Genomic DNA, 25,427 nt, shown 5'->3' with positions numbered 1-25,427 from the left:
CCTCCACAGCGGTTGTCCACAGCCTCGCCTCGCGGCGGACCCCGTGGCACGGTAGGGCGCGGCCGGCCTCGTGGCCGGTGCGCCCGAACTCGTATCCGGTGGCCCGCGCCGCCGGTGGACCCGCGGAGGATCCATGCGCCCGATCCTCAAGCCCGGCCTGCGTCGCCTCTGGCACAACGGCTCCACGCTGCAGCTCGGCATCGACCCGGCCGCCGCCGTGCTCGTCACCGGCCTGCGCCCGGCGCACGCCGCCGTGCTCGACGCGCTCGACGGCCGCCGCACCCTCGAACAGGTGCGGCTCGCCACCAGCGCCGCCGGGCAGGACCTGCTGGACCTGCTGGACGACGCCGGCCTGCTCGACGACGCGGCCGCCCGGCCCGGCCTCGCGGCGCTGCCCGCCGCCGAGCGGGACCGGCTGCTGCCCGACCTCGCGGCGCTGTCGATGCGGTCGGTGGATCCCGGCCGCCCGTCGCGGGCACTGGCGGCCCGCCGGGCCGCCCGGGTGCTCGTGCGGGGCGCCGGCCGGGTCGGCGCGCAGATCGTCACCCTGCTCGCCGCGGCCGGGGTGGGCCGGGTCGTCGTCGACGACCCGGCGGAGGCGACGGCCGCCGATGTCTCCCCGGGCGGCCTGCGGCTCGACGACGTGGGCCGCCCCCGCGCGCTGGCCGCGGGGGCCGCGATGAGCAGGGTGCGCCACGAGTGGGCCGGGCCACGGCCCCGGTCGGACGGTGGGCCGGGTCGGTTCGAGGCGGATCTGGTCGTGCTCGCCCCCGTCGGGCCGCCGACGGTCGCGCCGGCCGACTGCCTCGAGCTGGAGCGCCGCGGCGGCGCCCACCTGCTGGCCGGCGTGCGGGAGACCAGCGGGGTCGTCGGCCCGCTCGTCGTGCCCGGCGTCACCGCCTGCCTGCACTGCCAGCATCTGCACCGGCAGGGCCGCGATCCGGCCTGGCCGCTGCTCGCGATGCAGCTGGTCCGCCCACGAACCATCGGGCACGACCCCTGCGAGATCACTCTCGCGAGCCTCGTCGCCGCGCTCGCGGCCATGCAGGCGTTGACCTACCTCGACGGCGCTGCCGGCCACGGCACCGAACCCGGCCGCCTGTCCGACAACTCCGACTTCGCCCCGCCGCCCGCAACCGTCGATACTGAGATTTTCCACACACCGACGTCCGCTTCGGCATCGCTTCCCGTAACGGCGAACGGCGCCCTGGAGCTCGCCGTTCCGGACTGGCGGATCCGCCGGCGCAGCTGGCCGGTGCACCCCAACTGTCCCTGTCGCACGGCCCGAACGGCCGCCGCGGTCGTCCCTGGCCCCCCGCGCGACGAGGACGGTTGAGGCTGGGCCGCCGGCACACCGGGACAGCTCCGGCACCGGGTCCATCACCGGCCGCCACTGCCCGCGGTGGGCCCCGAGGGGGCACGATGGAGCGGTGTCCGACATCCCGCGGCGGGCCGTCGTCCGCACCGCCAAACTGGCCACGCTCCCACTCGGGATCGCCGGCCGGGCCACCCTAGGCGTCGGCAAGCGCATCGGGGGCCGGCCCGCGGAGGCCGTCGCCACCGAGCTCCAGCAGCGCACCGCGGCGCAGATCTTCCGCGTCCTCGGTGAGCTCAAGGGCGGGGCGATGAAGCTGGGGCAGGCGCTGTCCGTCTTCGAGGCGGCGCTGCCCGACGAGGTGGCGGCGCCCTACCGGGCGGCGCTGACCAAGCTTCAGGAGGCGGCGCCGCCACTGCCCGCCGCCGTGGTCCACCGTGTGCTCACCGAGGAGTTCGGCGAGCGCTGGCGGGACCTGTTCGCCGAGTTCGACGACACTCCGAGCGCGGCGGCCAGCATCGGCCAGGTGCACCGGGCGGTCTGGGCCGACGGCCGGTCGGTCGCGGTGAAGATCCAGTATCCGGGCGCCGGGCCGGCGCTGCTCGCCGACCTCACCCAGCTCGGGCGCGCGGCACGGCTGTTCGGCGCGGTGACGCCGGGGCTGGACATCAAGCCGCTGGTCGAGGAGCTCAAGGCGCGGATCACCGAGGAACTCGACTATCGGCTGGAGGCGGCCTGGCAGTCGGCGTTCGCGGCTGCGTACGCGGACGATCCCGACATCGTCGTCCCGCGTCCGCTCGCCGGGTCCGACCGGGTCATCGTCAGCGAGTGGATCGAGGGTGTCCCGCTGTCCGCCGTGATCGCCGACGGCACCACCGAGCAGCGGGACCGGGCCGGGCTGCTGCTGGTGCGCTTCCTGTACTCGTGCCCGGCGCGCGCCGGGCTGCTGCACGCCGACCCGCATCCGGGCAACTTCCGGCTGCTCGCGGACGGCCGGCTCGGCGTGCTCGACTTCGGCGCGGTCAACCGGCTGCCCGGCGGCCTGCCCGAGCCGATCGGGCGGCTGGCCCGCCAGACGCTGGAGGGCGACGCGGAAGCCGTCGCCGCCGGGCTGCGAGCCGAGGGCTTCATCCCACCGTCGGCCGAGATCGAGGCCGACGTGCTGCTCGACTACCTCGCGCCGATGCTGGCGCCCATCACCGAGGACGAGTTCGCCTTCTCCCGGGCCTGGCTACGCGGGGAGGCCGCCCGGCTCAGCGACTGGCGCTCCGCCACCACGCAGCTGGGCCGCCAGCTCAATCTCCCGCCGTCCTACCTGCTCATCCACAGAGTCACACTCGGGGCGATCGGGATCCTCTGCCAGCTCGGCAGCACCGGCCCGTTCCGCGCGGAGATGGAACGCTGGCAGCCCGGCTTCGCCGAGCCCGGCTCCCCGCCCGCGCGGGCCGCCGCGCACGCCAACCGGCCCGAGCGCACACTGCCCGAACTGCGGGTACGCGACGAGGCCGGAGTCATCCGCGCGGCGCCCGGCCCCGTCGTCCTCACCGACCCCCCACGTACCCGCCGCCGCTCCGCCGCCGGTCCCACTGCCGGTGCGGCCGGTGCCGGAGCCGCCGCTGCGGCCGGTGCCGGAGCCGCGAAGCCGGCCCGCCCGGGTACCCGAACCCGTAAGGCCCCGCCCGCGGCGAAGCCCGGCCAGGTTCCCGCTCAGGCTGGGGCCGCCGAGGTGAGCCGACCGCCGAGACCCCGCCGGCCCTCCGGCCGCGACGGCGGTCCGGCCGGCACCACGACGACGCCCCCCGAGGCGAGCTCGCCCGGCCCCGACGCGTCCGCCGGCTCCCCCGCGGCATCGCGTCCGTCGCAACGCAAGCGAGCTGCCCGGACGAAGCCGACACCCCCGAGCCAGACGCCCCCGGCACCGGCACCGGCACCACCGTCACCGGCGTCACCGGCGTCACCGGCGAATCGGCAGCCGCCGCCGACTGAGGACGCGGGAAGCGCGCCAACCGCGACTTAGTCGTTGTGGATCCAGGCGGCCGCCACTGATGACCATGCGGGCGAGCCGACGTGTTACCGCGGGAACACGCGGTCCCGCGGGACTGCGGCGAGGTCCCGCGGGACCGGGGCGTGCCCTACGGTGCGGTGGGGGTGGTGGGTTCGGGCGGAACGGCTGACTGGCCCAGGTAGATGAAGCCGTAGCCCTCGTCCCGGAACGGGATGCCGGTGGCCCGCAGAGCCTCGCCCCAGTCGCCACGGCAGGTCGGGTCCGCCGCCTCGGAGCCGTGGTCGGCGGTCAGCAGGATCGCCGTGTCGGCCAGCAGGCCGCGTTCCTCCAGCAGGTCGAGGAACGCGACGAGGCGCGCGTCCGCGTCGCGCAGCGAGGCCCGGGCCTGCTCCGAGTAGGGGCCGCCGCCGTGGTGGCCCGTGTCGGTGACCGTCGTGTTCCACCACATGACGTCGGGTGGTGTCGCGTCGGCGCCCCAGAGCTGGACGACCTGGGCGAGTCCCAGCGCGTCCACCCGGGTCGACCAGGCGTAGTCGGGATTCTCCCGCACCCAGCGCTCGCTGGCGTGCGGGTCGCCCTCGGCGGGCGGCAGGTAGTCGTTCATGTCCCCGGGCCCGTCCCCGGCGCCGGCGCCCATCTCTCGGACCAGGCCGAACGTCGAGTAGTGCGCCCCGCGGTCGACCGGTTCGTTCACGCAGGCGCTCACCGCGTCCGGCCGCTCGCGGGTGACCGCCTCGAAGAGGGTCTCCACGCCGTCGCGGAGCTGGTCGCAGGCGGCGTGCCAGGTCTTCACGTCGTTGACGATCACCTGGCGGCCGACGGCGCGGTCGAAGTAGACGTTGTGCAGGATCCCGTGGCGTCCCGGTCCGACGCCGGTCAGCGCCGAGGTGTGGTTGGTCAGCGTCACGCTGGGAAATTCGGCGATCGCCCCGCCGGCCAGCGCCACGCCCTCGGCGAGCAGCCGGGCCACGCCGGGCAGTTCGCCGGCGGCGGCCATGGCGAGCAGGTCGTTGCTGTTCGCGCCGTCCCACAGCAGGCCGACGACGTGGCGCGCGCCCGGGCCGACCAGCTCGGTCAGCGCGCTCCCCTCGGGGTCGCGCATGCTGACGCCGGCGAGGGTCGCGAGGGTTGGCGCCACGTCGATGACGCGGGCCGCCTCCGGGTGCGTCCCGCGCGCGCGGACACCGGCCCCGGACAGCAGCAGCGGAGCGCGCGACTGCCCGGCGTCGAGCGACCCGTGCTCGCCGAGATGGCCGCCCCGCTCCGGCCAGTAGTGGCCTGGAGTGTGCACGACGATCAGGTCGGGTGAGCGGGTGGCGTCGCCGAGCGCGGACAGCAGACGGCGGCCGGCGAACGGGTAGGCGTTGCGCTCGTTCGGCGGGGACGGATCCGCGAGCGCGGCGGACAACGGCACCGCGAACATCGGATCCTGCGAGGCCAGCGGGTGGCGCCCGAAGCGGAGTTCCCACGGGCCGTCGGGATCGGCGACCGGCAGCCGGGCGGAGCCCGCCGCGTTCGCGACGTACAACCAGTCCGCGTCGACCCAGGCGACGAGATCGACGATCGCCGCCAACTCCGGTGCCGTGAGGGCGGCGACGGCCAGGGACAGCTCGTCGACGCCGCCCGCGGGCCCCGGCACCCCGTCCGCCTCGGTGACCGGTCCGGTCGACACTGGATAGACACGCTCGCTGCTGGGCACGCCGGCACAGTACCGGGACTCGCCCGAGCACCGGAAGAAATGACCGGCCAACGCCAGCCGGCGGGACACCGAATCATCGGTGTCCCGCCGGCTGCTCGGCTCAGGCGGCGACCTCCTCGGGACGCACCTTGCGGGGACGGCCACGGGGCCGCTTGCGGGGCACGACGGTGCCGGTCACGACCAGCTCCCCACCCCACACCCCCCAAGGCTCGGCGCGGTCGAGGGCGGCGGCGAGACAGGCCGGCCGGACCGGGCAGGTACGGCAGACGGCCTTGGCGGTCTCCACGTCCGCCGGGGACTCAGCGAAGAACATCTCAGGATCGGCGTCCCAGCAGGGTAGGACGAGCTGATCCCGCTCGATCCGGGAGACGATCGAGTGATCGAACACCGGTGTCACCTCTCACACGGGTTGGTCTTCGAGCGGATGGACAGGGAAGCGAAAACGACAAAGGCCGCGATCCCCATGGGGATCGCGGCCTCGACGACGGCTCCGCGGAGCTAGTCCGGGAGCGGATCGCGAACGGATCCCGAGCTGAGGTGACGGTGTGCGGGCATGGGCGCCTCGACAGCCGTGGCTCCGGCGGCCACCGCGACCACGGACGCCTGGGCATTCCCGCCGGCCGGCCGCGGGGCGATGCCGACGAACGGCGTGCCGAAGGCGTCGGTACCGAAGGCGGTCGCGCACAAGGTGGCCGGGCCGAAGATCGACGTGCCGAAGATCGACGTGCCGACAGCCGGGGTGACGCCGTCGAATCCGTCGACAAGCGCGCCGCCGGGCCGCGAATCGCCGATACCGAGCCCCTGGATACGGAGGCCGTCGATACCGAGGCCGCCGATACCGAGGCCGCCGGCGGCCTTCACCGCCGCAACGGTCGTCGCGGCCAGGACGCCGGACCGATATCCCCACGGACGGGTGACCTCGCTGCCCACTTTGTCCATCAGAATGCTGAGCACGTCGAGATCACCTCCTTCTCGGGGCCAGGGAACGTGACCGTTCCGCCGGCGTGGTCGTCGGGCGTCGTGGGTAACGGTAGAAGGCCGCCGCGAGAACCTCAACGTATTTTCTGTGTCGCGTGTCGGACACGAAAAGTCACGAAAGTGTGCCCTCCGGCCCCGTCCGCGGGGTGCGCCCGGCGACCAGGTCGAGGGTGGCCTGGCCGTACCGGTCGAGCTTCGCCTGGCCGATTCCGGGAATCCGCACGAGCTCGGCGACCGACGCGGGGCGGGATTCCGCGATCGCGCGCAGGGTCGCGTCCGTGTAGATCACGAAGACGGGGAGGCGCAGCTCCCGCGCGGTCGTCGCCCGCCACGCCCGCAGCCGCTCGTACAGCGCGGCGTCCACGTCGACCGGACAGCCGTCGCAGTGCCCGGCCCTGGCCTGGGGCCCGGTGAGGGCGCAGCCGCAGACCCGGCACCGCACCGCCGACCGGCCGCGGCCCGCCGACCGTCCGGCCGCGCCCGAGCGCCCGCCCTCGTCCCCGTCGACGCCGGGCCCGCCGCTCGCTCCCAGGCCCCTACCGGCACCACTTACACCGCCGGCACCGGGCCGCCCGCCGCGCACGGGCCGCAGATCGTCCAGGAACCGGGACGGGCCGCGCACCCGGCGGCCACCCGGAGCACGGGCCAGCGACCAGGACAGGACCAGGTGCGTGCGCGCCCTGGTCACCCCGACGTAGAGCAGGCGGCGTTCCTCCTCGACCTGCTCGGGCGTGCGCGCGTGGACCAGCGGCAGCGTGCCCTCGGTGAGCCCGACCAGGAACACCGCGTCCCATTCGAGCCCCTTGGCCGCGTGCAGGGTGGACAGGGTCACCCCCTCCACGGTGGGCAGGTGTTCGTGGGCGGCGCGGTCGGCGAGCTCGGCGACGAACTCGGCGAGCCCCGCCTGCGGCGACCGAGCGGCGAGGTCCTCGGCGAGCCGGTGCAGGGCCGCAAGGTTCTCCCAGCGCTCCCGCTCGGCGCCGGACCCGGTAGCGGGAGTGCGAGGATTCCAGTTCAGCGCGCCGAGGGCGTCCGCGACGGCGTCGGCGAGCCCCTCGGGGCGGTCGGTGTCGGCCGAGCGCACCGCCCCCCGCAGCAGCTGCATCGCCTTGACGACCTCGGCGCGGGCGAAGAACTTCTCCCCGCCGCGGACCAGGTAGGCGATGCCCCCGGCGCCGATCGCGGCCTCGTACGCCTCGGACTGGGCGTTCGTCCGGTACAGCACCGCGATCCGGCTCGCCGGGGTGCCCCGGTTGAGCAGGGTGCGGATGCGGCTGACGACGGCGGCGGCCTCGTCCGGCTCGCTGTCACATTCCAGCCACACCGGCGCCGGGCCGGGCGTGGGCACCGCGACGAGCCCGGTGGCCGGACTCGCCCGCACGAGCCGGTTGGCCAGCGCCACGACCTGCGGCGTCGAACGGTAGTCGCGCACCAGCCGGACGACGGTCGCTGCCTGGTGGCGACGCGCGAAGTCGAGGAGGTAGCGGGGCGAGGCGCCGGCGAAGGAGTAGATGGTCTGATGTGGGTCGCCGACGACGCACAGGCTGTCGCGATCGCCGAGCCAGGCCTCCAGCACCCGCTGCTGGAGCATGTTGACGTCCTGGTACTCGTCGACGACGAAGTGCCGGTAACGGGCGCGCAGCTCGGTGGCGACCCAGCTGTGCTCCTCGATCATCGCCGCGGTGAGCAGCAGCAGGTCCTCCATGTCGAGGACGCCGGCCTCCCGTTTGACCTCCTCGTAGGCGGCGTAGAGCCGGGCGATGACGTCGGCGGGCATCGCGGTCTCCCGGCCGCTCGCCGCCGCCGCGGCCGCGTAGTCGGCCGGCGACAGGAGCGTGGCCTTCGCCCACTCGACCTCGGCGGTCAGGTCGCGCAGCTCGGTGCGTTCGGCGCGCAGCCGCAGCCGGGACGCCGCCCGGGCCATGTGGGAGATCTTGCTCGACTCGGGCTTGGGCAGCGGCCCGCCGGCCACGGTCGGCCAGAAGTAGTGCAGCTGCCGCAATGCCGCCGAGTGGAACGTCCGCGCCTGCACACCCGGCACGCCCATCGACCGCAGCCGGCCGCGCAGTTCGCCGGCCGCGCGGGTTGTGAAGCTCACGGCGAGGATCTGATCCGGACCAACCCCACGATCCACGACCATGTGGGCGATTCTGTGCGTGATCGTGCGCGTCTTGCCCGTACCGGCACCGGCCAGGATGCACACTGGTCCCAGCGGCGCGCCAGCCGCCGCCCGTTGCTCCGGGTCGAGCGCGCCGAGCAGGTCGTCAGCCGCGGGTGCGGCGGACGGGGGCGACCCGGCGGAGTGGGCGGTGGGGGCAGGCGATCCGGACATCCCTCGACACGGTAGTACCGGACGGGGCCGGGAAGCGCCGACGATGCGGCGCTGTTACACGGTGGGTTGCGTCCCTGTGGCTTGGAGGCTCTTTCGTGCTCACGATCTACACGACTTCCTGGTGCGGCTACTGCGTTCGGCTGAAGCACCAACTCGATCGCGCCGGGGTGGAGTACAAGACCGTTGATATCGAGAACGACCCGACAGCAGAGCAACTTGTCCGCGATGCGAACAACGGGAACGCGACCGTGCCGACGGTGCTCTTTCCCGATGGCACTGTGATGACGAACCCGAGCCTCCGCCAGGTCACCGAGAAGGTCACTTCTGCCGCATAACGGATACGTAGAGCAACGACATCCCGGGAGTTCTTACCTTCCCACCGCACACGCGGCCGGCTCGTGGGACGGTGTCCGTCACTGCCCGTGAAGTTTGTGGGAGAGTTCGGCCTGTGTCGTCAGCACCTTCAGAACAGGCGTGGAGCACCGTCGATGCCGCGCTGCGGGCCGTTCGCGCCCTGGACCGGATGGAGACAGCCTGTTTCGTCGTGGTATCAGCGACGACTGCGAGCTATCTCCGTGTGTCGGGAACCCTGCCCGGTCTCGACGAGGGAACCCACTTTCCACGCGCGGACAGCCTGACCGCCCGCGTGCTCGACGGTGCCCCCGCCGCGGCGGCCGGCGTCGGCGTGGGGCATCCCTCAGCCGACACCGCCGAGCATCGCCAACTGGGGGTGCGCAGCTATCACGCGTCGCCGGTGATCCGGCCGGACGGTCGGCTGCTCGGCGTCCTGGTCGGCCTTGACCACGGCGACGTGCCCGTCTCCGCGGATGACCGGGCCCTGATCCGGGGCGTCGCCGACGCGCTGGGAGCGGCGGGTGACGCACCCGCGCCATCCCCGCCGACGGTCTCGGCCAACGGGCCCCGCCCAGGTCCTCCACAGCCTTCGGCGTCCCCCGCACCGACGCCGCCGACCACAGCGACTCCGCCTGCCGCGCCGGCTCCGCGGGCCGAGGAGACAGGGCCGGCCGAGGAGACAGCGCCAGCCGCGGAGACAGGGCCAGCCGCGGCGGCCCCACCTCCCGCGGCGGGGCCGGCGACCGCGGCCGAACCGCCTGCCAGCGGTGCCACGGCGTCGTCCGGCCCGGCATCCGGCGGCGAGCCGGCGCCCGCGGGCCAGACAGGCCAGGACCAGGATCGGGATCGGGCTCCGCAGGAGGCGCCCGCCCCGGCGCCGCCGCCCGCGGCCCCGTCACCCAGTACCACCGCGCCGGCCTCCGCCACCCCCGGCTCGCCGCCGCGCGCGCCCGGGCCGGCCGGTGAGGGCGGCGCCCCGGCCGCGACCCCGCGCCCGCCGGGCAGGCCGACGCCGACACCACAGACGATCGCCCGGGCGCCGCGGCCTGGCCCGCCCGGGCGGCCGGGGTCACCGCGTCCAGGACCCCCGCCCGCGCCGCCCGGCGGCGGCACCGGCCCTGGCGGGCCACCGGCGGCGAAGGGTGCCCCGACGGCGCCGCGACGCGCCTTCTCCGACATGCGGCTGCGCCGGACGACGGCCGGCTGGATCGTGGAGGGCCCCGGCACCGAGATTCGCCCGGTTGGTGACCTGCTGTCCGCGATGGTGCTCGCCGACCTGCTCGCCGAGGACCTCGCCCCGCCCGGGCGACCGCGCCGGGCCGAGCGCGACCTCGGCGAGATCGAGCAGCTGCGGCTGTCCGTCGTGCAGCTCGAGCATGCGCTGGCGTCGCGAGTCGTCGTCGAGCAGGCCATCGGCGTGCTGGCCGAGCGCAACCAGATCCGGCCGCGGGAGGCGTTCGAGCGGCTGCGACGGACCGCGCGGGGCATGGGCCGGCGGGTGCACGACCTGGCCCGGCAGGTCGTCGACTCGGTCGGCGACCCCCGGGCCACCCTGCCGGGCGAGCTCGCCGGCCGGCCGGCCCCGCCACCGCCCGGCGGCGGCTCCGGGACAGGCGGGGGCTCCGGGACCGGCGGGGCCGGCATCGGCGGCAGCGCGCCCCCCGGCGGGGTAGCGCCCGGGGCGGGCGCCGGTGGGAGCACTCCCCGGCCCTCGCCGCCGCACTCCGCGTCCACCCGACACTGACCGGGTCCAGCCGCGACACTGACCGGCTCCCGCGCCGAACCGACCGGGCGCCGACGACGCTCGGTCGGTCGGTCGGTCCGAGTCGGTCAGGCGTCCGCGACGAGGCCGAGCGCCCCGACGGCGGCCGCGATCCGGGCCCGGTCACCGACCAGGACGGTGACCAGCCGGGTGGGCGCGAGCAGCTCGGCGGCGGCGGCCCGCACGTCGTCGAGGGTGACCTCGGCGAGCGCGCGGGGATGGTCGCGCAGGTACTCCACGCCGAGGCCGACGCCGGCGAGCGCCGACAGCGTCGAGGCGAGCCCGGCGGCGGTGGCGCTGCCGAGGGCCAGGGTGCCGACGGCGTACTGGCGGGCCGCGTCCAGTTCCTCCTGGGTCGGCGGCAGCACGGCGAGGCGGCCGAGCTCGTAGCCGATCTCCAGCAGCGCAGGGCCGGTGACCTCGGTGGCGACGTCCGCGGCCACGGTGAACCGGGAGCCCACCTGGTAGTGGTCGACCGAGCTGCGCGGCGAGTAGGTGTAGCCCTTGTCCTCGCGGATGTTGTCGACCAGCCGCGAGCTGAAGTACCCGCCGAAGATCGTGTTGGCCAGCCGCTGCGCCGGATAGCCGGGGGCGGACCGGTCGAGCGCCTCGCCGCCGAGGCGGATGTTCGTCTGCACCGCGCCGGGCCGGTCAACGATGATCAGCGGGCCGGTGCGCAGCGCGGGCAGCGGCGGCGCGGGGTCGGCTGCCCGGCCCGTCCAGCCGCCGAGCGACGCGGTGACCGCGGCGATCGCCCGCTCGGCGCGCACGTCGCCGACCAGGGTGAGGATGGCGCCGGCCGGGGAGACGCGCTCGGCGTGCAGGGCGCGCACATCCGCCGGCCCGACCTGGCCGACGACCTCGGGATCGGCGATCCCGGTCGCGTAGGGATGATCGCCGAACAGGCGCTCGAGCAGCGCCTCGCGGGCGATCACCGCCGGCTGGCTGCGGGCCACCGCGGTGTCCTCGACGATGCGGTCGCGCTCGCCGGCCACCTCGTCGTCTGGGTAGGTGGCCCCCCGCAGCACCTCGGCGAGGATCTCGAGCAGCGGTTCGAGGTTCGTCGCGAGGGCCGAGCCGACGACGGCCAGCCGGTCGCTGTCGACGCCGGTGGACAGCGAGCCGCCGAGCCGCTGCACCTGGGTGGCCAGCCCCACCCGGTCGAACCGGGGCGACCCGGTGAACAGCGTCTCCGCCAGCACCTCGGCGCGGGCCTGGTGGGCGGCGCCGGCACCGGCGAAGGGGATGCGCAGGCGCACCTCGACGATCGGCACGCTGGAGCGCTCCACGACCAGCACCCGCAGCCCGTTGCCGAGGGTGTGATCGGTGACGGCGGGCAGCTGGGCCGGGACGGTCGGGCGCACCGCCGGGATGACGCCGGTGGTCGCGGCCGGCGCCGAGGACGAGGGATCGGTCGAGGTCACGGCACTCCTGATCATGAATCGGCGCCAGCGTGCAGTTCGAGGACGGAGCGGCCCTGCGCCAGCAGCGATCCGGCGGCGGCGGCGACCGCCTCGCCGGTGACCGCGGCCAGCTCCGCGGGCAACTCGTTCACCAGCTCGGCCCGGCCGCGGTGCAGCTCGTGCACGGCCATCGCCAGCGCCCGGCCGAGGGCGTCGTCGGCCTCACGCAGCAGCGAGGACGCGACCCGCGCCTGGACCCGCTCCAGCTCGCCGTCGGCGAGGCCGTCGCCCGCCAGCCGGGACAGCTCCTCGTCGACGGCGGCGAGGACCGCGTCGGCGCTGGCGTCCTCGGACTGGCGGGCGTCGAGGGTGAGCAGCAGCGGGTCGCGCTGCTCGAACGGATTGCCGAACGTGCCGAGGTAGGCGCTGACACCGAGGACCGACCGGTCCTTCTGCACCAGCCGGCGCTCCAGGCGGCTGGCGTCGCCGTCGCTGAGCACCTCGGTGAGCAGGTAGTAGGAGAGGTAGGTGGACAGGTCACCGATCGGGTCCGGCACGCGGTAGCCGACGGCGAGGGCGGCACGCGGGGCCAGCGGGTCGGTGATCGACGCCCGGCGCTCCGCCGTCGGGACCGGCTCGGCGAAACTCGCCCGCGGCGGCACCGCGCGGGCGGGGATGTCCCCGAAGTACCGCTCGACGAACGTCAGCGCCTCGGCGGGATCGACATCGCCGACGATCGTGAGCACCGCGTTGCCGGGCGCGTAGTACTTGTCGAAGAAGTCCTCGGCGTCGTCGAGGCTGGCCGCGGCGAGTTCGGAGAAATCGCCATAACCGTTGTGCGCGTTCGGGAACGTGTCGAACGCGACCGGCGGCAGCCTGATCCAGGGAAATCCGCCGTAGGGCCGGTTGAGGACGTTGACCCGGATCTCCTCCTGCACCACGGCGATCTGGTTGTCGAGGTTCTGCCGGGTGATCTTCGGCGCGCGCATCCGGTCGGCCTCGAGGAACAGGGCCAGCTCCAGGGCGCCGGACGGCAGCAGCTCGAAATAGTCCGTGAAGTCCGGATGGGTGGAGCCGTTGAAGATTCCGCCGGCGGCCTGCACGTGCTTGGGATGCTCTGCCTTCCCGACGTTCTCGCTGCCCTGGAACATCAGATGCTCGAACAGGTGCGCGAACCCGGTGCGCCCTTCGGGCTCCGACCGGAAACCGACGTCGTAGTGCACCGAGACGGCCACCACCGGGGCCGTGCGGTCGGGGGCGAGAAGGACGCGCAGCCCGTTGTCGAGCCGGGTCCGCTCGATCGGATAGGAGGATGCCGGCAGCGCCGACCTCGCGGCGGCGGAGCCGACCGGACCGGGTTCTCTAGGCGACGACACGGTTGTCACGCTACTGCCCGCGCCGCCGGGCGGGTGGCGAAGGACCGCGTCCCACCCGCGTCCCACCCGCGTCACGCGGCCGATCGGGACTCGCCGGGACCGGGGACGATCGCGCGGCCCGGCAAACCCTAGTATCACGCCAGTGACCAGAGCGCGCAGGACGCCGGTCGCAGCGTCCACCGCGCCGCGTTCCGCCGCGGCGACGGGCGCGGACCAGCGGCGAGGGTACGGAGGCAATGTGCCGCAGATGCCGGCCCTGACCCGGCAGACTGTTCCCATGGCACAGTTTCCGGCCGGCCTGCCCACCACTCTTGCGGGTGAGGTTGACCGTCTGGGTGAAGAGATCATGGCGGCGATCGCGCGCGAGGTCCCCGCGTATGCCCGCCCGCTGGAGGGCGGGTTCGGCCGGGGGGTGCGCCGCGGGGTCGCCGAGGCCCTGCACCGGTTCCTCGCCGTGGTCGAGGCCGGTCCGCAGCGCGCGCCGGACCTCGCCGCCAGCCGGGAGGTGTACGTCCGCCTCGGGCGGGGCGAGGTGCGCTCCGGGCGTTCGCTGGACAACCTGCTCAGCGCGTACCGGGTCGGCGCGCGGGTCTCCTGGCGGCGCTTCGGGGAGGCCGCCGCCCGCCACGGCGTCGACCCGGCGGGTCTGGTGAGCCTCGCTGAGATGATGTTCGCGTACATCGACGGCATCTCCGCCGCGTCGGCGGAGGGCTACGCCGCCGAGCAGTTCACCGCCGCCGGGGAACGCGAACGCCTCCTGGACCGCCTCGGCGAGATGCTGCTGACCGGGGCGAGCGAACAGGCCGTCGCCCAGGTCGCCGACGAGGGCGGGGTGTCGCTGCCCCGCCGCCTGGCCGCCGTCCTCATCCCCTCGGGCCGCCCGAGCGCCCCCCGCCCCAGCGGGGAGGCGAGCACCGGTGGGGCGGCCCCGGGCCCCGGCACAGGACAGTTCCCGCCGCTCGCGGACTGCCCGCGGACGGTGCAGGGGCAGGACACATGGCTGTTCGTCGGCGCCACCGACCGCGGCTCGACTCGCGCGGCGCTCGCCACGCGGCTGGCGGGGCTCGGCGCCGTCATCGGCCCGGCGGTGTCGTGGGGGCAGGCCGCGGCAAGCGCCACGCGGGCCCGTCTCGCCCACGACGCCCGGGCCGCCGGCCGGCTGACCAGCGCCGGCGGCGTCGATCCGCTGTTCACCGAAGAGCATCTGAGCGCCCTGCTGCTCGCCCGCGACCCTGGTCTCGTCACGGACCTCGCGACCCGCCGGCTCGCCCCGCTCGACAGCCTGCCGAGCCGCACCCGAGAGCGGCTCGCCGAGACCTTGCTGCAGTGGCTGTCGCTGCGTGGGCAGCGCGGGCTTATCGCCGAGCGGCTGCACGTCCACCCACAGACCGTGCGGTACCGGGTCAATCAGCTGCGCCAGCTCTTCGGTCCCTGCCTGGAGGATCCGGACGTCCGCTTCGACCTCGAGCTGGTGCTGCGCGCCGGCGCGGCCGACGCCCGTTGCCCCGGGCCGCCCGCGGCGGCGAAGGGCTCCCCCGCGCCCGGGCCGCCCGGGTCCACCGGGTCCACCGGGTCCACCGGGTCCACCGGTCAGGAGGCCATGGGCGCCTCGGCCGGCGAGGATCCGGCACCCGCGCTGGCTCGTCTGGGACGGCATCGCACGCCCCGCGCCGACGACCCGCCGCACCACGCGGTCAGCGTGCCGCATCACGCCGTCGACCCCACGGCGTCGCCCCCACCTGATCCTGCCGTCCCCTGACCGTCACGGGTCGCGGCAGTGGACGAGACGGTGGGGAACGGCGTCCGGGCGGGTACCGTCCTCGCGTGCGGCTCGGCTCGTTCAACGTGATGCACGGTCTGTCGCTCGTCGACGGTCAGGTGGCGCCGGACCGGTTCGCCGCCGCCGTCGCCGGGCTGGGGACGGATGTGCTCGGTCTGCAGGAGGTCGATGTCGACCAGCCGCGCTCCGCCCGGATGGATCTGGCCGCCGCGGCCGCCACGGCGCTGGGCGCCGCCGCCGAGGACTGGCGGTTCGTTCCGACCGTCTATGGGACGCCGGGCGCGCATTGGCGGCCCGCGACCGGACCGCCAGCGCGCGGCGAGCCGGCCTACGGCATCGCGCTGATCAGCCGGTTTCCGGTCGTCGAGTGGCGGGTGATCGAGCTGGGCCGGGCCCCGATCCGCTCCCCGATCGCGGTTCCCGACGGCGCTGGCAGGCGCGCTCGCCTGATCCTGCTGGACGACGAGCCCCGGATCGCCATCGCCGCCCGGATCCGCACACCCGGCGGCCCGCTGACCGTCGTGACCACACATCTGTCGTTCGTACCCGGATGGAACGTGGCTCAACTGGTGCGGCTCGCCCGTCGGCTGGCGCGAGTCGACGGCCCGTTCGTCATGCTCGGTGATCTGAACCTGCCCAGCCGGCTGCCGTCCATACTGACCGGCTGGCGCCGCCTCGCCGTCACGCCGACGTACCCCGCGCCGGCGCCCCGCGTGCAGCTCGACCACATTCTCGCCCGCGGACCCGTCGGTACGGTCAGCGCGGTCCACAGCCGCCGCACCGCCATTTCCGACCACCGCGCCCTGCTCGTCGACCTCGACGACGTCGACGACCCCCGGACTGACTGGCCTTCCTGAGCTGTCCGCCGTCGCGGCGGCTCGGGCAACCGGTCGGCCACGGTTGACCTTGCCCCATGGGCAGGCCACATCGTCGGGTGGCGGCAGGACACCCCGTCCGGCCCCGAGGAGGCGACCGGTGACGGAGCTGTTGTCGATCGGCGCGTTCGCCCGGCTGAGCCGGCTGTCACCGAAGGCGCTGCGGCTCTATGACGAGCTGGGCCTGCTGCGACCGGTCCGGGTCGACCCCGGCTCCGGCTACCGGCGTTACTCGCCGGATCAGCTTGAACAGGCCCGCCTCGTGGCGTGGCTGCGCCGGCTGGACATGCCGCTCGCCCGGATCCGCCGGATCTGCGCGCTCGACGCCGCCATGGCCAGCGCGGAGATCCGGCGCTTCTGGGCGGAGACCGAGGCCGCGGTGGCGGCGCGACGTGAGCTGGCCGCGGTCCTCGTCGAGTACCTGTCCCGAAAGGACGTGGACATGCCGAACTCCAAGCCGGTACCGCCGGCCGACGGCAGTGCGACGACCTGGCCGTCCGCCTCAGCCGGTGAGCGGCCGGAGGCATCGGGCGGCCCGGCGGCCGAACGGCTGGCGCTGCGCCACGCCGCCCTGTCGGATCGCGGCCTGGTCCGACCCGGCAATCAGGACGCGGTGCACGCCGGGCCGACCGTGCTGGCCGTCGCGGACGGGTTCGGCTCCGCCGGCGCACAGGCGGGCGAGGCCGCGGTGAACGCCCTGCGCCACTTCGATGCGTCCGCCGCGGCCCCGGGCGAACTGCTTGGTTTCCTCGCGGATGCGGTGGCGCGCGCGAACCGTGCGGTGCGCGACCTGAACCGGACCGACGACCGGCGAGAACATGATCATCAGGCCACGCAGACGCAGGCGCAGACGCCGATCGGCACCACCCTGACCGCCCTGCTGTGGACCGGATCGGCCCTGGCACTCGTCCACATCGGCGACTCCCGGGCCTATCTGCTGCGCGCGGGCGCTCTGCGGCAGATCACCTACGACCACACGATCGTCGCTTCGATGGTCGAGGACGGACGGCTGCGGCCGGAGGAGGCCGCGACCCATCCTCAGCGGATGCTGCTGTTGCGCGCACTGGACGGGGGTTCCGCGGCCGTGCCCGACATCGGCCTGCGCGAGGTGCGGCGCGGCGACCGGTATCTGCTCTGCTCTGACGGCCTGTCCAGCGCGGTGCCCGCCGACGCGCTGCGCCAGATCCTGGTCGGCGCCGCGGAGCCCGAACGGGCGGTGCATGAACTCGTCGACCTGGCGACGGCCGCGGGCGGCGTGGACAACATCAGTTGTGTTGTCGCGGACGTGGTGGGCGCCGAGGGCGCCGACGACAGTGGCTGATCGCTCGTCAGTCGGGAGGTGACGGTCAGCCGGTGGAGGTGTGGGGCCGGGCGAGGAGGGTGGCCAGCTCGTCCTCGGTGAGCAGCGGGGGGTGGACGACCTCGCCGGTACGCACGTAGAGGAAGGCGGCGTCGACGGCGGACGGGTCGACGCCGCGTAGCCGGGCCCAGGCCAGCCGGTAGATGGCGAGCTGGAGGTCGTCGGCGGACGATCGCCCGGTCTTCCAGTCGACGACCTCCCAACGGCCGCCGCCGAGGGCGTAGACGGCGTCGATCCGGCCCCGAACGATCCGGCCGGCGAGCGGCAGCTCGAAGGACTCCTCGATCGCATACGGCCGGCGCGCGCCGTATGGGCTGCGCAGGAACGCCTCGCGCAGCTCGTGCAGGTCGTCGTCGGACAGCTCGGCATCCATGGCACCTTGCAGGTCGTCGTCATCGAGCAGCGTCCGGTGGTCGAACAGCTCCTCGACCCAGGCGTGGAAGCGGCTGCCCCGGCGCGCCGCGGCGACCGGCCGACGAGGCAGCGGGCGAACGAGCTCGCGGGCGAACGCGGCCGGGTCCGCGCGCATGCGGACGATCTCCGAGGCGGTGAGGTTCGCGGGAAGCGGCACGTCGAGCCGGGGGACGCGGGCGGCGCGCTCCTCGGTGAGCAGCAGCACCGTCTCCCGGCCCAGCTCGGCGAGCAGGTCCCGTTCCGCCCTGGTCAGCCCGGGCGGGTCGACGCCGGCCGCGCCCCCACCGTCGGGCCTCGCCTTCTCGTTGGACCTCGTCTTCTCGTTGGACCTCGTCTTCTCGTTGGACGGGGGGTCGGGCGGGGGATCGGACGGGAGGCGCGGGGCGGGCGCGAGGGCGGCGTCAAGGCGGGCGAGGACCTCGCGGGCCGCCTCCCGGCGGCGGGCGAACGGTTCCGGCTCGTACGGGATCGGCCAGGCGAACTCCGTCGGGATCGCGAGCGCCGGGTTGGACGTCTCCGCCGGGCGTGGCGCCCACCCGTCGACCCGACCGCCCCCGCCGCGCGCGTGCTCGGCCAGTTCCTCGAGGAAGACCGACGCGCCGCGCGGGCGTTTCTGCGCCGGTCCCCACCAGTGCCCGCTGGCGAACAGCAACGACTTCGCCCGGGTGACGGCGACGTAGGCGAGCCGGCGTTCCTCCCGCTCGGCGTACGCCTTCGCGTCGGCCACGGCGGCGTCGTGATCGGCCTTCTGGTCGGAGATGCGGATGGCAGGCAGGTCGGCGGCGTCGCCGCGCAGCGGGATCGGCAGCACGCCGGGCGAGGTCGCCCACTGGTCGCGGGCGGTGACGTCGGGGAAGACCTTCTCGCTGAGGTTCGGGACCGCGACGACCTCCCATTCCAGGCCCTTGGACCGGTGCATGGTCATCAGGGCGACGGCGTCGGCGCCGGAGGGACCGGTGACGTCGAGGCCGCGCTCGTGCTCGCGCGCGGCGCGCAGGAAGCCGAGAAAGCCGTGCAGGGACGTCGTGCCGTCCGGGTCGGTGAAGGAGGCGGCGACGTCGAGGAAGGCGGCGACGTTGTCCTGCCGGCGGGCGCGCACGGCAGCCTCGGTGGCGGTCAGCTCGACGTCCAGGCCGATCGTGGCGATGACCCGGTGGCACAGGTCGAGCAGCCCCTCGCCGACGTGGCGGCGCAGCGCTTCGATCTCGGCGCCGAGGCGACGCACCCGCGCGCGGCCCTCGGCGGAGATCTCCGGCCCCGGCTCGGCGAGGACGTCGGACAGCGCGACCACGTCCGCCGGGTCGACATCGGCCACGGCCGCGGCCAGCGGGTCGCCGCGCTCCGGCAGCCCGTCGTCCCGTTCGGGTGGGCGGCGGACGACCTCGCGGGCGTGGCGGCCAAGCGCGGCCAGGTCACGCGGTCCCAGGCGCACCCGCGGGCCGGTGAGCAGACGGACGAGTGCGGCGTTCGCGGTGGGGGCGTCGAGGGTCTCCAGCACCGCCACGATCTCGGCGACCTCGGGCACGGTGAGCAGGCCGGTCAGGCCGACGACCTCGACCGGCAGGCCGACGGCCTGCAGCGCGGCCAGCAGCGGCGGGATGTCACCGCGCGCGCGGACGAGGACGGCGATGGCGCCCGGCGCGGTGCCGGCGGCCACGACCCGGCGCAGCTGGCCGGCGAGCCAGGACACTTCGTCGTCCCAGCTGTCGTGCAGCGCGACGACCGTCTCGCCGCGCTCGGCGACGTCGGCTCGCGGGCGCAGCTCGACGACCCGGTGGCGGGCACGCAGCGGCGCGGCGACCGTGTTGGCGAGCTCCAGCAGCCGGCCGCCGCTGCGCTGGTTGACCGACAGCTCGTAGACGGTCGCCGGCGTGCCGTCGGTCCGGGGGAAATGGGTGGGGAAATGGTCGAGGTTGGCCACCGAGGCGCCCCGCCAGCCGTAGATCGCCTGGCACGGATCGCCGACGGCGGTGACGGGATGGCCGCCGCCGAACAGGCCGGCGAGCATGCGGCGCTGGGCGACGGAGGTGTCCTGGTACTCGTCGAGCAGGACGACGGCGGCGCGGGCCCGCTCGGCCCGGCCGACCTCCGGCATCGTCTCGGCGATGCGGGCCGCGTAGGTGACCTGGTCGCCGAAGTCGAGGACGTTGTGGTCGCGGCGGGCGGCGCGGTACTCGGCGACGAGCGCGGCGAGTTCGCGCCGGCCGCGCGTGGTGTGCGCGTAGCGGCGCAGCCGGTCCCGGACGCCCTTCGTCCCGTGCCGGCCCTGGGCGCTGGCCAGCGCGGCCAGTGCCTCCTCGGCGACGGTGGCGTCGAAGGCGGCGAGCGCATCCGGGTCGACGAGGTGCTCGCTCATCTCGGCGTCGAGCGCGACGATGTCGCCGACGACGGCGGCCAGGGAGCGGGTCAGCGCCCGCACCGTCCCGCCGTGGGCACGTGCCACGCGGGCGGCGAGCTGGTAGCGGGCCGCGCCGCTGAGCAGCGCGATGTCCGGCTCCAGGCCGAGGCGCAGCGCGTTGTCGACGACGAGCCGCCCGGCGTAGGCGTGGTAGGTGGCGACGATCGGCTCGCCGTCGACGTCCGCGTCCACCCCGAGATCCACCCCCGCGGCCGGCGGTGGGACGGGCAGGCCGGTGGCGCCGGCGGCACCCGCCCGCCGCAGGGCGAGGCGCACTCGGCCGGCGAGCTCCGCGGCGGCCTTCGTCGTGAACGTCAGCCCGAGCACCTGGTCGGGGCGGACCTGACCGGTGGCCACCAGCCAGACCACCCGCGCCGCCATCACCGAGGTCTTTCCCGAGCCCGCGCCCGCCACGATCACCCCGGGTTCCAGCGGCGCGGCGGCGGCGGCGATCTGCTCGTCGGTGTAGGGCACCTCCAGCAGGTCACGCAGGTCGTCCGGTTCGAGCCGCGGCCGGGCCGGGCCGGTGGGGCTCTCGTCGTCCGAACCGAGGCCGAAGCCGGGCAGGAACGGCTGGGCCGGCCCACGCGCGCCGGTGCCCAGCGCGCTCACTCCACCACCTGCCGTCCCTCCGGGCGGGCCGGGCAGCTCGCCTGGAAGGTGCATACCGGGCACTGGTCGCCGGGCGTGGGCCGGAACGCCTCGGCGTCGACGACGCGCACCGCCTCACCGATGGCCTGGTCCATCCAGGTCTCGCCGGTGGCCGGCAGCGGCTCCTGGGCCTGGACCTGCGGCGGTCCGGGCGCCTCCCCGGGCAGCCGGGGCGCCCGGTTGTCACCGCCGGCATCCAGCCTCAGCTGGACCAGCTCGGCTCCCCCGGGCTCCGCCGGCTGCGCGCCCCCCGGCCCTGCCGGGGTGCCGTCTGGGGTTCGCGCGGCGGCCAGGGCGCTGTCGAGGGCGCTGTCGAGGGCGCCGGCGCGGACGGCGAGCTGGTAGCTGCCGAGTTGCGGGTGGACGGCGAGCTCGGCGCGGCTCGGCGCGGTGCGGCCGGTCTTGAAGTCGATGACGTGCACCCGGCCCTCACCGTCGAGTTCCAGGCGGTCGATGAAGCCGCGCAGCAGCACGTCGCGCCCGGCGACGGTCAGCCGGGCGGTGAAGCTGACCTCGGCGCCCGCGACGCGGCGCCCGCGCTCGGCGGCGTGCCAGTCCAGGAAGCGGGCGAGCGCCTCGCGGGCGGCGCCCCGCTCCTGCTCGCTGCGCCAGCGGGCCTCGTAGTCGAGGTGGCGCCAGACGGTGTCGAGCCGGGCGTCGAGGGCCGCCAGATCCGCCGGGGTGCGGCCCGTCGTGACCTCGTCGGCGAGGGCGTGCACCACCTTGCCGAAGCCCTGCGCGGTCGACGAGACGGTGACCGCGTGCGCCTCGTGCTCCAGGAACCAGCGCAGCGAGCACGCGCCGATGCTCGACAGCGACGAGCCGGACAGCCGCAGCGGCGCGTCCGGCGCGACGACCGGCACGTCCGAGGTCGTCACCTCCAGCAGCCCCCACCAGGTGCGCGGATGCGCCGCGGGGGCCAGCGGGCGGCCGGCGTCATCACGGGCTGCGGCGAGCGCGGCCAGCCGCCGGCGGGCGGCGCCGCGCAACGCCGGGCTCGACGTCGGCTCTGTGGCGAGCCGGCGCAGGGTGGCGACGAGGGCGACGAGCGTCAGCGGCCGGGGCGGGCGGCCGAGGACGGCCTCGACCGGGACGCCGAGCTCCTCGAGCAGGCGACTGGGCCGGCTGCCGTCCTCGTCGGGGCTGTCGACCGCGGTCACCAGCACCCGGCGCCGGGCCCGGGTGAGCGCCACGTAGAACAGGCGACGCTCGTCGGCGAGCAGGTCCTGGCGGGTCAGCGGCGGCCGCAGCCCGCCACGGGCCGGCGCGTCGAGCTCCTCGGCGCCGAGCAGCGAGTGCCGCTCCCGCAGGTCGGGCCAGGCGCCGTCCTGCACCCCGCAGACGGCGACGACATCCCATTCCAGTCCTTTGGACCGGTGCGCCGTCAGCAGCCGAACCCCGCCGCGCCGTGCGTCCTCCCCGACCGGCGCGATGGACTCGGCCGCGATCTGCTGCCGGCCGAGCTCGTCGACCAGCAGCGCGGCACCGGCGCCGCGGCCGCGGCGCTGCGCCAGCCGGGCGACGGCGTCGAACAGGGCCACGACCGCGTCGAGGTCACGGTCCGCGGCCCGGCCCGCCGCGCCCCCGCCGGCCGACGCCGCGACGAGGCGCTCCTGCCAGCCGCTGGCCGACCACAGCTCCCACAGCGCCTGCTCCGGGGTGCCGTCGGGATCGCGCAGCGCGCGCCGGCCCGCCCGCAGCAGCCCGCCGACCCGCCGCGCCGGCCGGGCGACCTCGTCCGGGACGCGCAGCAGCAGGCGGTCGGGATCGGCGACGGCGTCGCGCACCAGCTCCGCGGACGCGGCGGGCTGGATGGCGCCACCGTCCCGGTCGAAGGCGCGCAGCGCCCGACCCAGCTCGCGCACGCCGGCGGGGTCGGCCCCGCCGAGCGGGGAGGTCAACAGGGTGCGGGCCGCGTCGGCGGTGAGCGCGCCGGCCGGGTCGTCGGCGCAGCGCAGGGCGAGCAGCAGCAGGGCGGCGGCCGGCTCCTGCGCCACCGGCAGGTCGTCGCCGTCCACGCTGACGGGGACGCCCGCGGCGACGAGGGCCCGGCGCAGCCGGCCGATCCGCTCCGCCGTACGCACCAGCACCGCCATCGCCCGCCACGGGGTGCCGCGCTCCAGATGCTCGCGGCGCAGCAGGTCGGCGACGGCCTCGGCCTCCGCGCCCGCCGACGGGTAGGTGCGCGCCTCGACCAGGCCGTCGCCCAGATCGGCCCGCCCGGTCAGGTCCCGGTGGGCGCGCAGTGCCGGCACGGGCAGGCCCGCGGCCGGCAGGCGCCGCGCGACCTGGCGGCTCGCGAGCAGCGGCGCCGGCGCCATCCGCCGGCAGGTGCGCAGCGCGACGATCGGCGCCGGGCGGCCGTCGGCGGTCGGGAAGCGCTGGGGGAAGTCGAGCAGGCCGGCCACCTCGGCGCCGCGGAAGGCGTAGATCGACTGGTCCGGATCCCCGAAGGCGACCAGGTCACCGCCGCCGCCGGCAAGGGCCCGCAGCAGCCGCTCCTGCGCCGGATCCGTGTCCTGGTACTCGTCGACGAAGACGTGCCGATAGCGGGTGCGCAGCGCGTCCGCGGCCTCGGCGCCGCCCGCGACGGCGGCGGCCCGGTGCACCAGGTCCGCGTAGTCGAGTGCGCCCTCGAAGCCGAACACGTCCAGGTACATCTCGTAGAACTCGGCGAGCGCCGACCATTCCGGCCGCGCGGTGCGCCGGGCCAGCTGGGCGAGCCCGACCGGCTCCAGCCCGACCTCGCGGGCGCGGGCGAGCAGCGCCCGCACCTCCTCGGTGAACCCACGCGTCCCCAGGCAGCGGGCCAGCGCCGGTGGCCAGGCCGGGCGGCCGTCCTCCCGGGAGCCGTCGATGAGCTCCCGCAGCCGGGCGTCCTGCTCCGGACCGGACAGCAGCCGGAAACCGCCGCTCGGCGCCGGCCGGTCGTGCGCCCGCAGCAGCGCCAGACACCAGGCGTGAAAGGTCCACGCCCCCGGCCCGCGGCCGCCGCCGGCCGGGCCGAGCCGCGCGGTGATCCGCTCCCGCAGTTCGGCGGCGGCCCGCCGGCTGAAGGTGAGCACCAGGATCGACCGCGGATCGGCGCCCGCCTCGACCCGCGCGGCGACGGATTCGACCAGCGTGGCCGTCTTGCCCGTGCCCGGCCCGGCGAGCACCAGCAGCGGGCCGCCGGCATGCTCGATCACCTGCCGCTGGGCGGCATCGGCGACGAGCCGGGCGGGCGCGGCGACCGGGGCCGGCAGCAGCCGGTAACCGGCGCGGGACGTGCCGCGGGAGGCGGGCGGGGCAGACGCGGGGGGCACCCGTACAGAACATCACGCGGGTCCGACAATGCCCGAACGGGTGGGCCGGCGTGCACGGGCCCCGGCTGGCATGGCACTGTCATCGACCATGACCGAATGCAGCGGCAGGGTCGCCCTCGTCACCGGAGCGGCCTCCGGTATCGGCGCGGCCTGCGCGCGCCTGCTGGCGAGCGCGGGGGCTCAGGTCGTGGTCACCGACCGCCAGCCGGACGGGATCAAGGAAGTGGCGGCCCAGATCGAGCGCGGCGGCGGCGACGCCATCGCCGTCGAGGCCGACGTGACCGACCCGGACGCGATGGAGCGTGCCGTACAGGCCGCCGTCGGCACGTTCGGCAAGCTTGACCTGGCCGTGAACAACGCCGGCGTCACGGCCGGGCGCGAGCCCGTCGGCACCACCCCCGCCGAGGACTGGCAGCGGGTGCTCGACGTGAACCTGTCCGGCGTCTTCTACAGCATGCGCGCGGAGATCACCGCCATGCTGCACGGCGGCACGGGCGGCTCGATCGTCAACATGGCCTCGGTGCTCGGGATGGTCGGCTTCGCCGGTTCCGCGCCCTACGTCGCCGCCAAGCACGGCGTGGTCGGGCTGACCAAGACCGCCGCCCTGGAGTACGCGGCGCGCCGCATCCGGGTGAACGCGGTCGCCCCCGGCTTCGTCGACACGGCACTGATCCACGTCGACGGCCGCCCGCAGCGGGGCGCGGCGCTGCTCACCCCGATCAACCGGCTCGGCACCGTCAACGAGGTCGCCGAGGTCGTCGTCTTCCTGCTCTCCGACCGGGCGAGCCTGGTCACCGGCAGCGTCTACCTCGCCGACGGCGGCCTGTCCGCCCGCTGAGACCCGCCGCACCAGGACGCCGGCTGATCACAGCCGATCGAGCACCTGAGGCCGGGCCGGCAGCTACGCGGCCTGACACTGATCTTCGGCTGAGCAAGGCGGACGCCAGCCCGGTAAAGGCGGCGGTGCCGTCGCCAGCGGGCGGAAGTGCCGTCCCAGCGGACGGTGGTGCCCTCACCAGCGGGCGGAAGTGCCGTCCCAGCGGGCGGCGGCGAGGTCGACGCGCTCGCCGCCCTCGCGCAGGGGCGTCCCGTCGACGACGAGGCGGCGCAGCGCCTCGGTGGGATTGGCCGGATTCGGCTCGCCGGAGGCGCGGATGACGCGGTGCCAGGGGATGTCGTCGTCGCCGTAGCGGGAGAGGACGGCGCCGACAGTGCGGCCGGTGCCGGTGCCGACGAACTCGGCGACGTCACCGTAGGTCATGACCTTGCCGCGGGGGATCTGGGCGACGGCGTCCAGCACCTCCCGCGCATGCGGGCTGGGCTCGGCGCCGCCGAGGTGGACCCCGACCCGGGTGCCGAGCCCGGCGGACACGCTGGGTGGTGGCGTGTCGCGCCGGGCTCTGGGTCCGCTCACGTCTCG

Annotated in this window: 17 protein-coding genes; 8 read left to right on the top strand and 9 right to left on the bottom strand. The window is 75.5% G+C overall.

All coding sequences use genetic code 11. The annotated features are described in order from the left end of the window. Positions 1 to 133: 133 nt before the first annotated feature. Together AC6EXY_RS16045 and AC6EXY_RS16040 are read left to right on the top strand one after the other, a co-directional pair. Complete coding sequence (locus AC6EXY_RS16045; RefSeq protein ID WP_499818204.1) at positions 134 to 1,336, top strand: ThiF family adenylyltransferase; 1,203 nt, start codon at positions 134 to 136, stop codon at positions 1,334 to 1,336. Between the two features lie 94 nt (positions 1,337 to 1,430). Continuing rightward, positions 1,431 to 3,332: an ABC1 kinase family protein gene (locus tag AC6EXY_RS16040; RefSeq protein WP_499818203.1), complete on the top strand. Its 1,902-nt coding sequence runs from the start codon at positions 1,431 to 1,433 to the stop codon at positions 3,330 to 3,332. A gap of 115 nt (positions 3,333 to 3,447) precedes the next feature. On the opposite strand, the gene AC6EXY_RS16035 is transcribed toward AC6EXY_RS16040, so the two are convergent. The 4 genes from AC6EXY_RS16035 to AC6EXY_RS16020 form a co-directional block, all read right to left on the bottom strand. After that, positions 3,448 to 5,019, bottom strand: a complete 1,572-nt coding sequence (locus AC6EXY_RS16035; protein WP_423748033.1) for an alkaline phosphatase family protein — start codon at positions 5,017 to 5,019, stop codon at positions 3,448 to 3,450. A gap of 100 nt (positions 5,020 to 5,119) precedes the next feature. After that, positions 5,120 to 5,407: a WhiB family transcriptional regulator gene (locus tag AC6EXY_RS16030; protein WP_101830135.1), complete on the bottom strand. Its 288-nt coding sequence runs from the start codon at positions 5,405 to 5,407 to the stop codon at positions 5,120 to 5,122. A 110-nt stretch (positions 5,408 to 5,517) separates the two neighbouring features. Further along, on the bottom strand, positions 5,518 to 5,973 hold the full coding sequence (locus AC6EXY_RS16025) for a hypothetical protein (protein ID WP_101830134.1): 456 nt from the start codon (positions 5,971 to 5,973) through the stop codon (positions 5,518 to 5,520). Between the two features lie 136 nt (positions 5,974 to 6,109). Next, complete coding sequence (locus tag AC6EXY_RS16020; RefSeq protein WP_499818202.1) at positions 6,110 to 8,329, bottom strand: ATP-dependent DNA helicase UvrD2; 2,220 nt, start codon at positions 8,327 to 8,329, stop codon at positions 6,110 to 6,112. Positions 8,330 to 8,424: 95 nt separating this feature from the next. Here AC6EXY_RS16020 and AC6EXY_RS16015 point away from each other — a divergent pair, with 95 nt between their 5' ends. Together AC6EXY_RS16015 and AC6EXY_RS16010 are read left to right on the top strand one after the other, a co-directional pair. Beyond that, the gene (locus AC6EXY_RS16015; protein WP_101830132.1) at positions 8,425 to 8,664 is read left to right on the top strand and encodes a mycoredoxin; all 240 of its coding nucleotides are present in this window, start codon (positions 8,425 to 8,427) and stop codon (positions 8,662 to 8,664) included. 242 nt (positions 8,665 to 8,906) lie between these two features. Continuing rightward, entirely contained in the window at positions 8,907 to 10,427 is a 1,521-nt protein-coding gene (locus tag AC6EXY_RS16010) for an ANTAR domain-containing protein (RefSeq protein ID WP_499842356.1), read from the top strand. A gap of 86 nt (positions 10,428 to 10,513) precedes the next feature. Here AC6EXY_RS16010 and AC6EXY_RS16005 read toward each other — a convergent pair whose 3' ends face one another. Then, entirely contained in the window at positions 10,514 to 11,884 is a 1,371-nt protein-coding gene (locus AC6EXY_RS16005; RefSeq protein WP_499818191.1) for a M16 family metallopeptidase, read from the bottom strand. After that, the gene (locus AC6EXY_RS16000) at positions 11,881 to 13,233 is read right to left on the bottom strand and encodes a M16 family metallopeptidase (RefSeq protein ID WP_101830129.1); all 1,353 of its coding nucleotides are present in this window, start codon (positions 13,231 to 13,233) and stop codon (positions 11,881 to 11,883) included. The genes AC6EXY_RS16005 and AC6EXY_RS16000 overlap by 4 nt, the downstream gene beginning before the upstream one ends. Positions 13,234 to 13,501: 268 nt before the next feature. Here AC6EXY_RS16000 and AC6EXY_RS15995 point away from each other — a divergent pair, with 268 nt between their 5' ends. The 3 genes from AC6EXY_RS15995 to AC6EXY_RS15985 all read left to right on the top strand — a co-directional run bounded on the left by AC6EXY_RS15995 (position 13,502) and on the right by AC6EXY_RS15985 (position 17,200). Next, the gene (locus AC6EXY_RS15995) at positions 13,502 to 14,983 is read left to right on the top strand and encodes a PucR family transcriptional regulator (RefSeq protein ID WP_101830139.1); all 1,482 of its coding nucleotides are present in this window, start codon (positions 13,502 to 13,504) and stop codon (positions 14,981 to 14,983) included. A 65-nt stretch (positions 14,984 to 15,048) separates the two neighbouring features. Beyond that, entirely contained in the window at positions 15,049 to 15,861 is an 813-nt protein-coding gene (locus AC6EXY_RS15990; protein WP_101830128.1) for an endonuclease/exonuclease/phosphatase family protein, read from the top strand. Between the two features lie 118 nt (positions 15,862 to 15,979). After that, positions 15,980 to 17,200, top strand: coding sequence for a MerR family transcriptional regulator (locus AC6EXY_RS15985; protein ID WP_499818190.1), 1,221 nt, complete (start codon positions 15,980 to 15,982; stop codon positions 17,198 to 17,200). 25 nt (positions 17,201 to 17,225) lie between these two features. Here the strand turns inward: AC6EXY_RS15985 and AC6EXY_RS15980 are convergent, their stop codons facing one another. After that, positions 17,226 to 20,717: an ATP-dependent helicase gene (locus AC6EXY_RS15980; protein ID WP_499818189.1), complete on the bottom strand. Its 3,492-nt coding sequence runs from the start codon at positions 20,715 to 20,717 to the stop codon at positions 17,226 to 17,228. Further along, entirely contained in the window at positions 20,660 to 24,007 is a 3,348-nt protein-coding gene (locus AC6EXY_RS15975) for an ATP-dependent helicase (RefSeq protein WP_499818188.1), read from the bottom strand. Before AC6EXY_RS15975 ends, AC6EXY_RS15980 begins: the two co-directional genes overlap by 58 nt. Positions 24,008 to 24,095: 88 nt before the next feature. On the opposite strand from AC6EXY_RS15975, the gene AC6EXY_RS15970 reads away from it, so the two are divergent. Beyond that, positions 24,096 to 24,845 (top strand): SDR family NAD(P)-dependent oxidoreductase, encoded by a 750-nt coding sequence (locus AC6EXY_RS15970; protein WP_101830017.1) that lies wholly within the window; start codon positions 24,096 to 24,098, stop codon positions 24,843 to 24,845. Positions 24,846 to 25,019: 174 nt separating this feature from the next. Here the strand turns inward: AC6EXY_RS15970 and AC6EXY_RS15965 are convergent, their stop codons facing one another. Beyond that, a complete protein-coding gene (locus AC6EXY_RS15965) occupies positions 25,020 to 25,421 on the bottom strand; it encodes an MGMT family protein (protein WP_499818187.1) in 402 nt (133 codons plus the stop codon). Between the last annotated feature and the right edge of the window lie 6 nt (positions 25,422 to 25,427).

Source organism: Frankia sp. RB5 (assembly GCF_059816245.1).
This window is presented reverse-complemented; position numbering and strand designations above follow the sequence as displayed.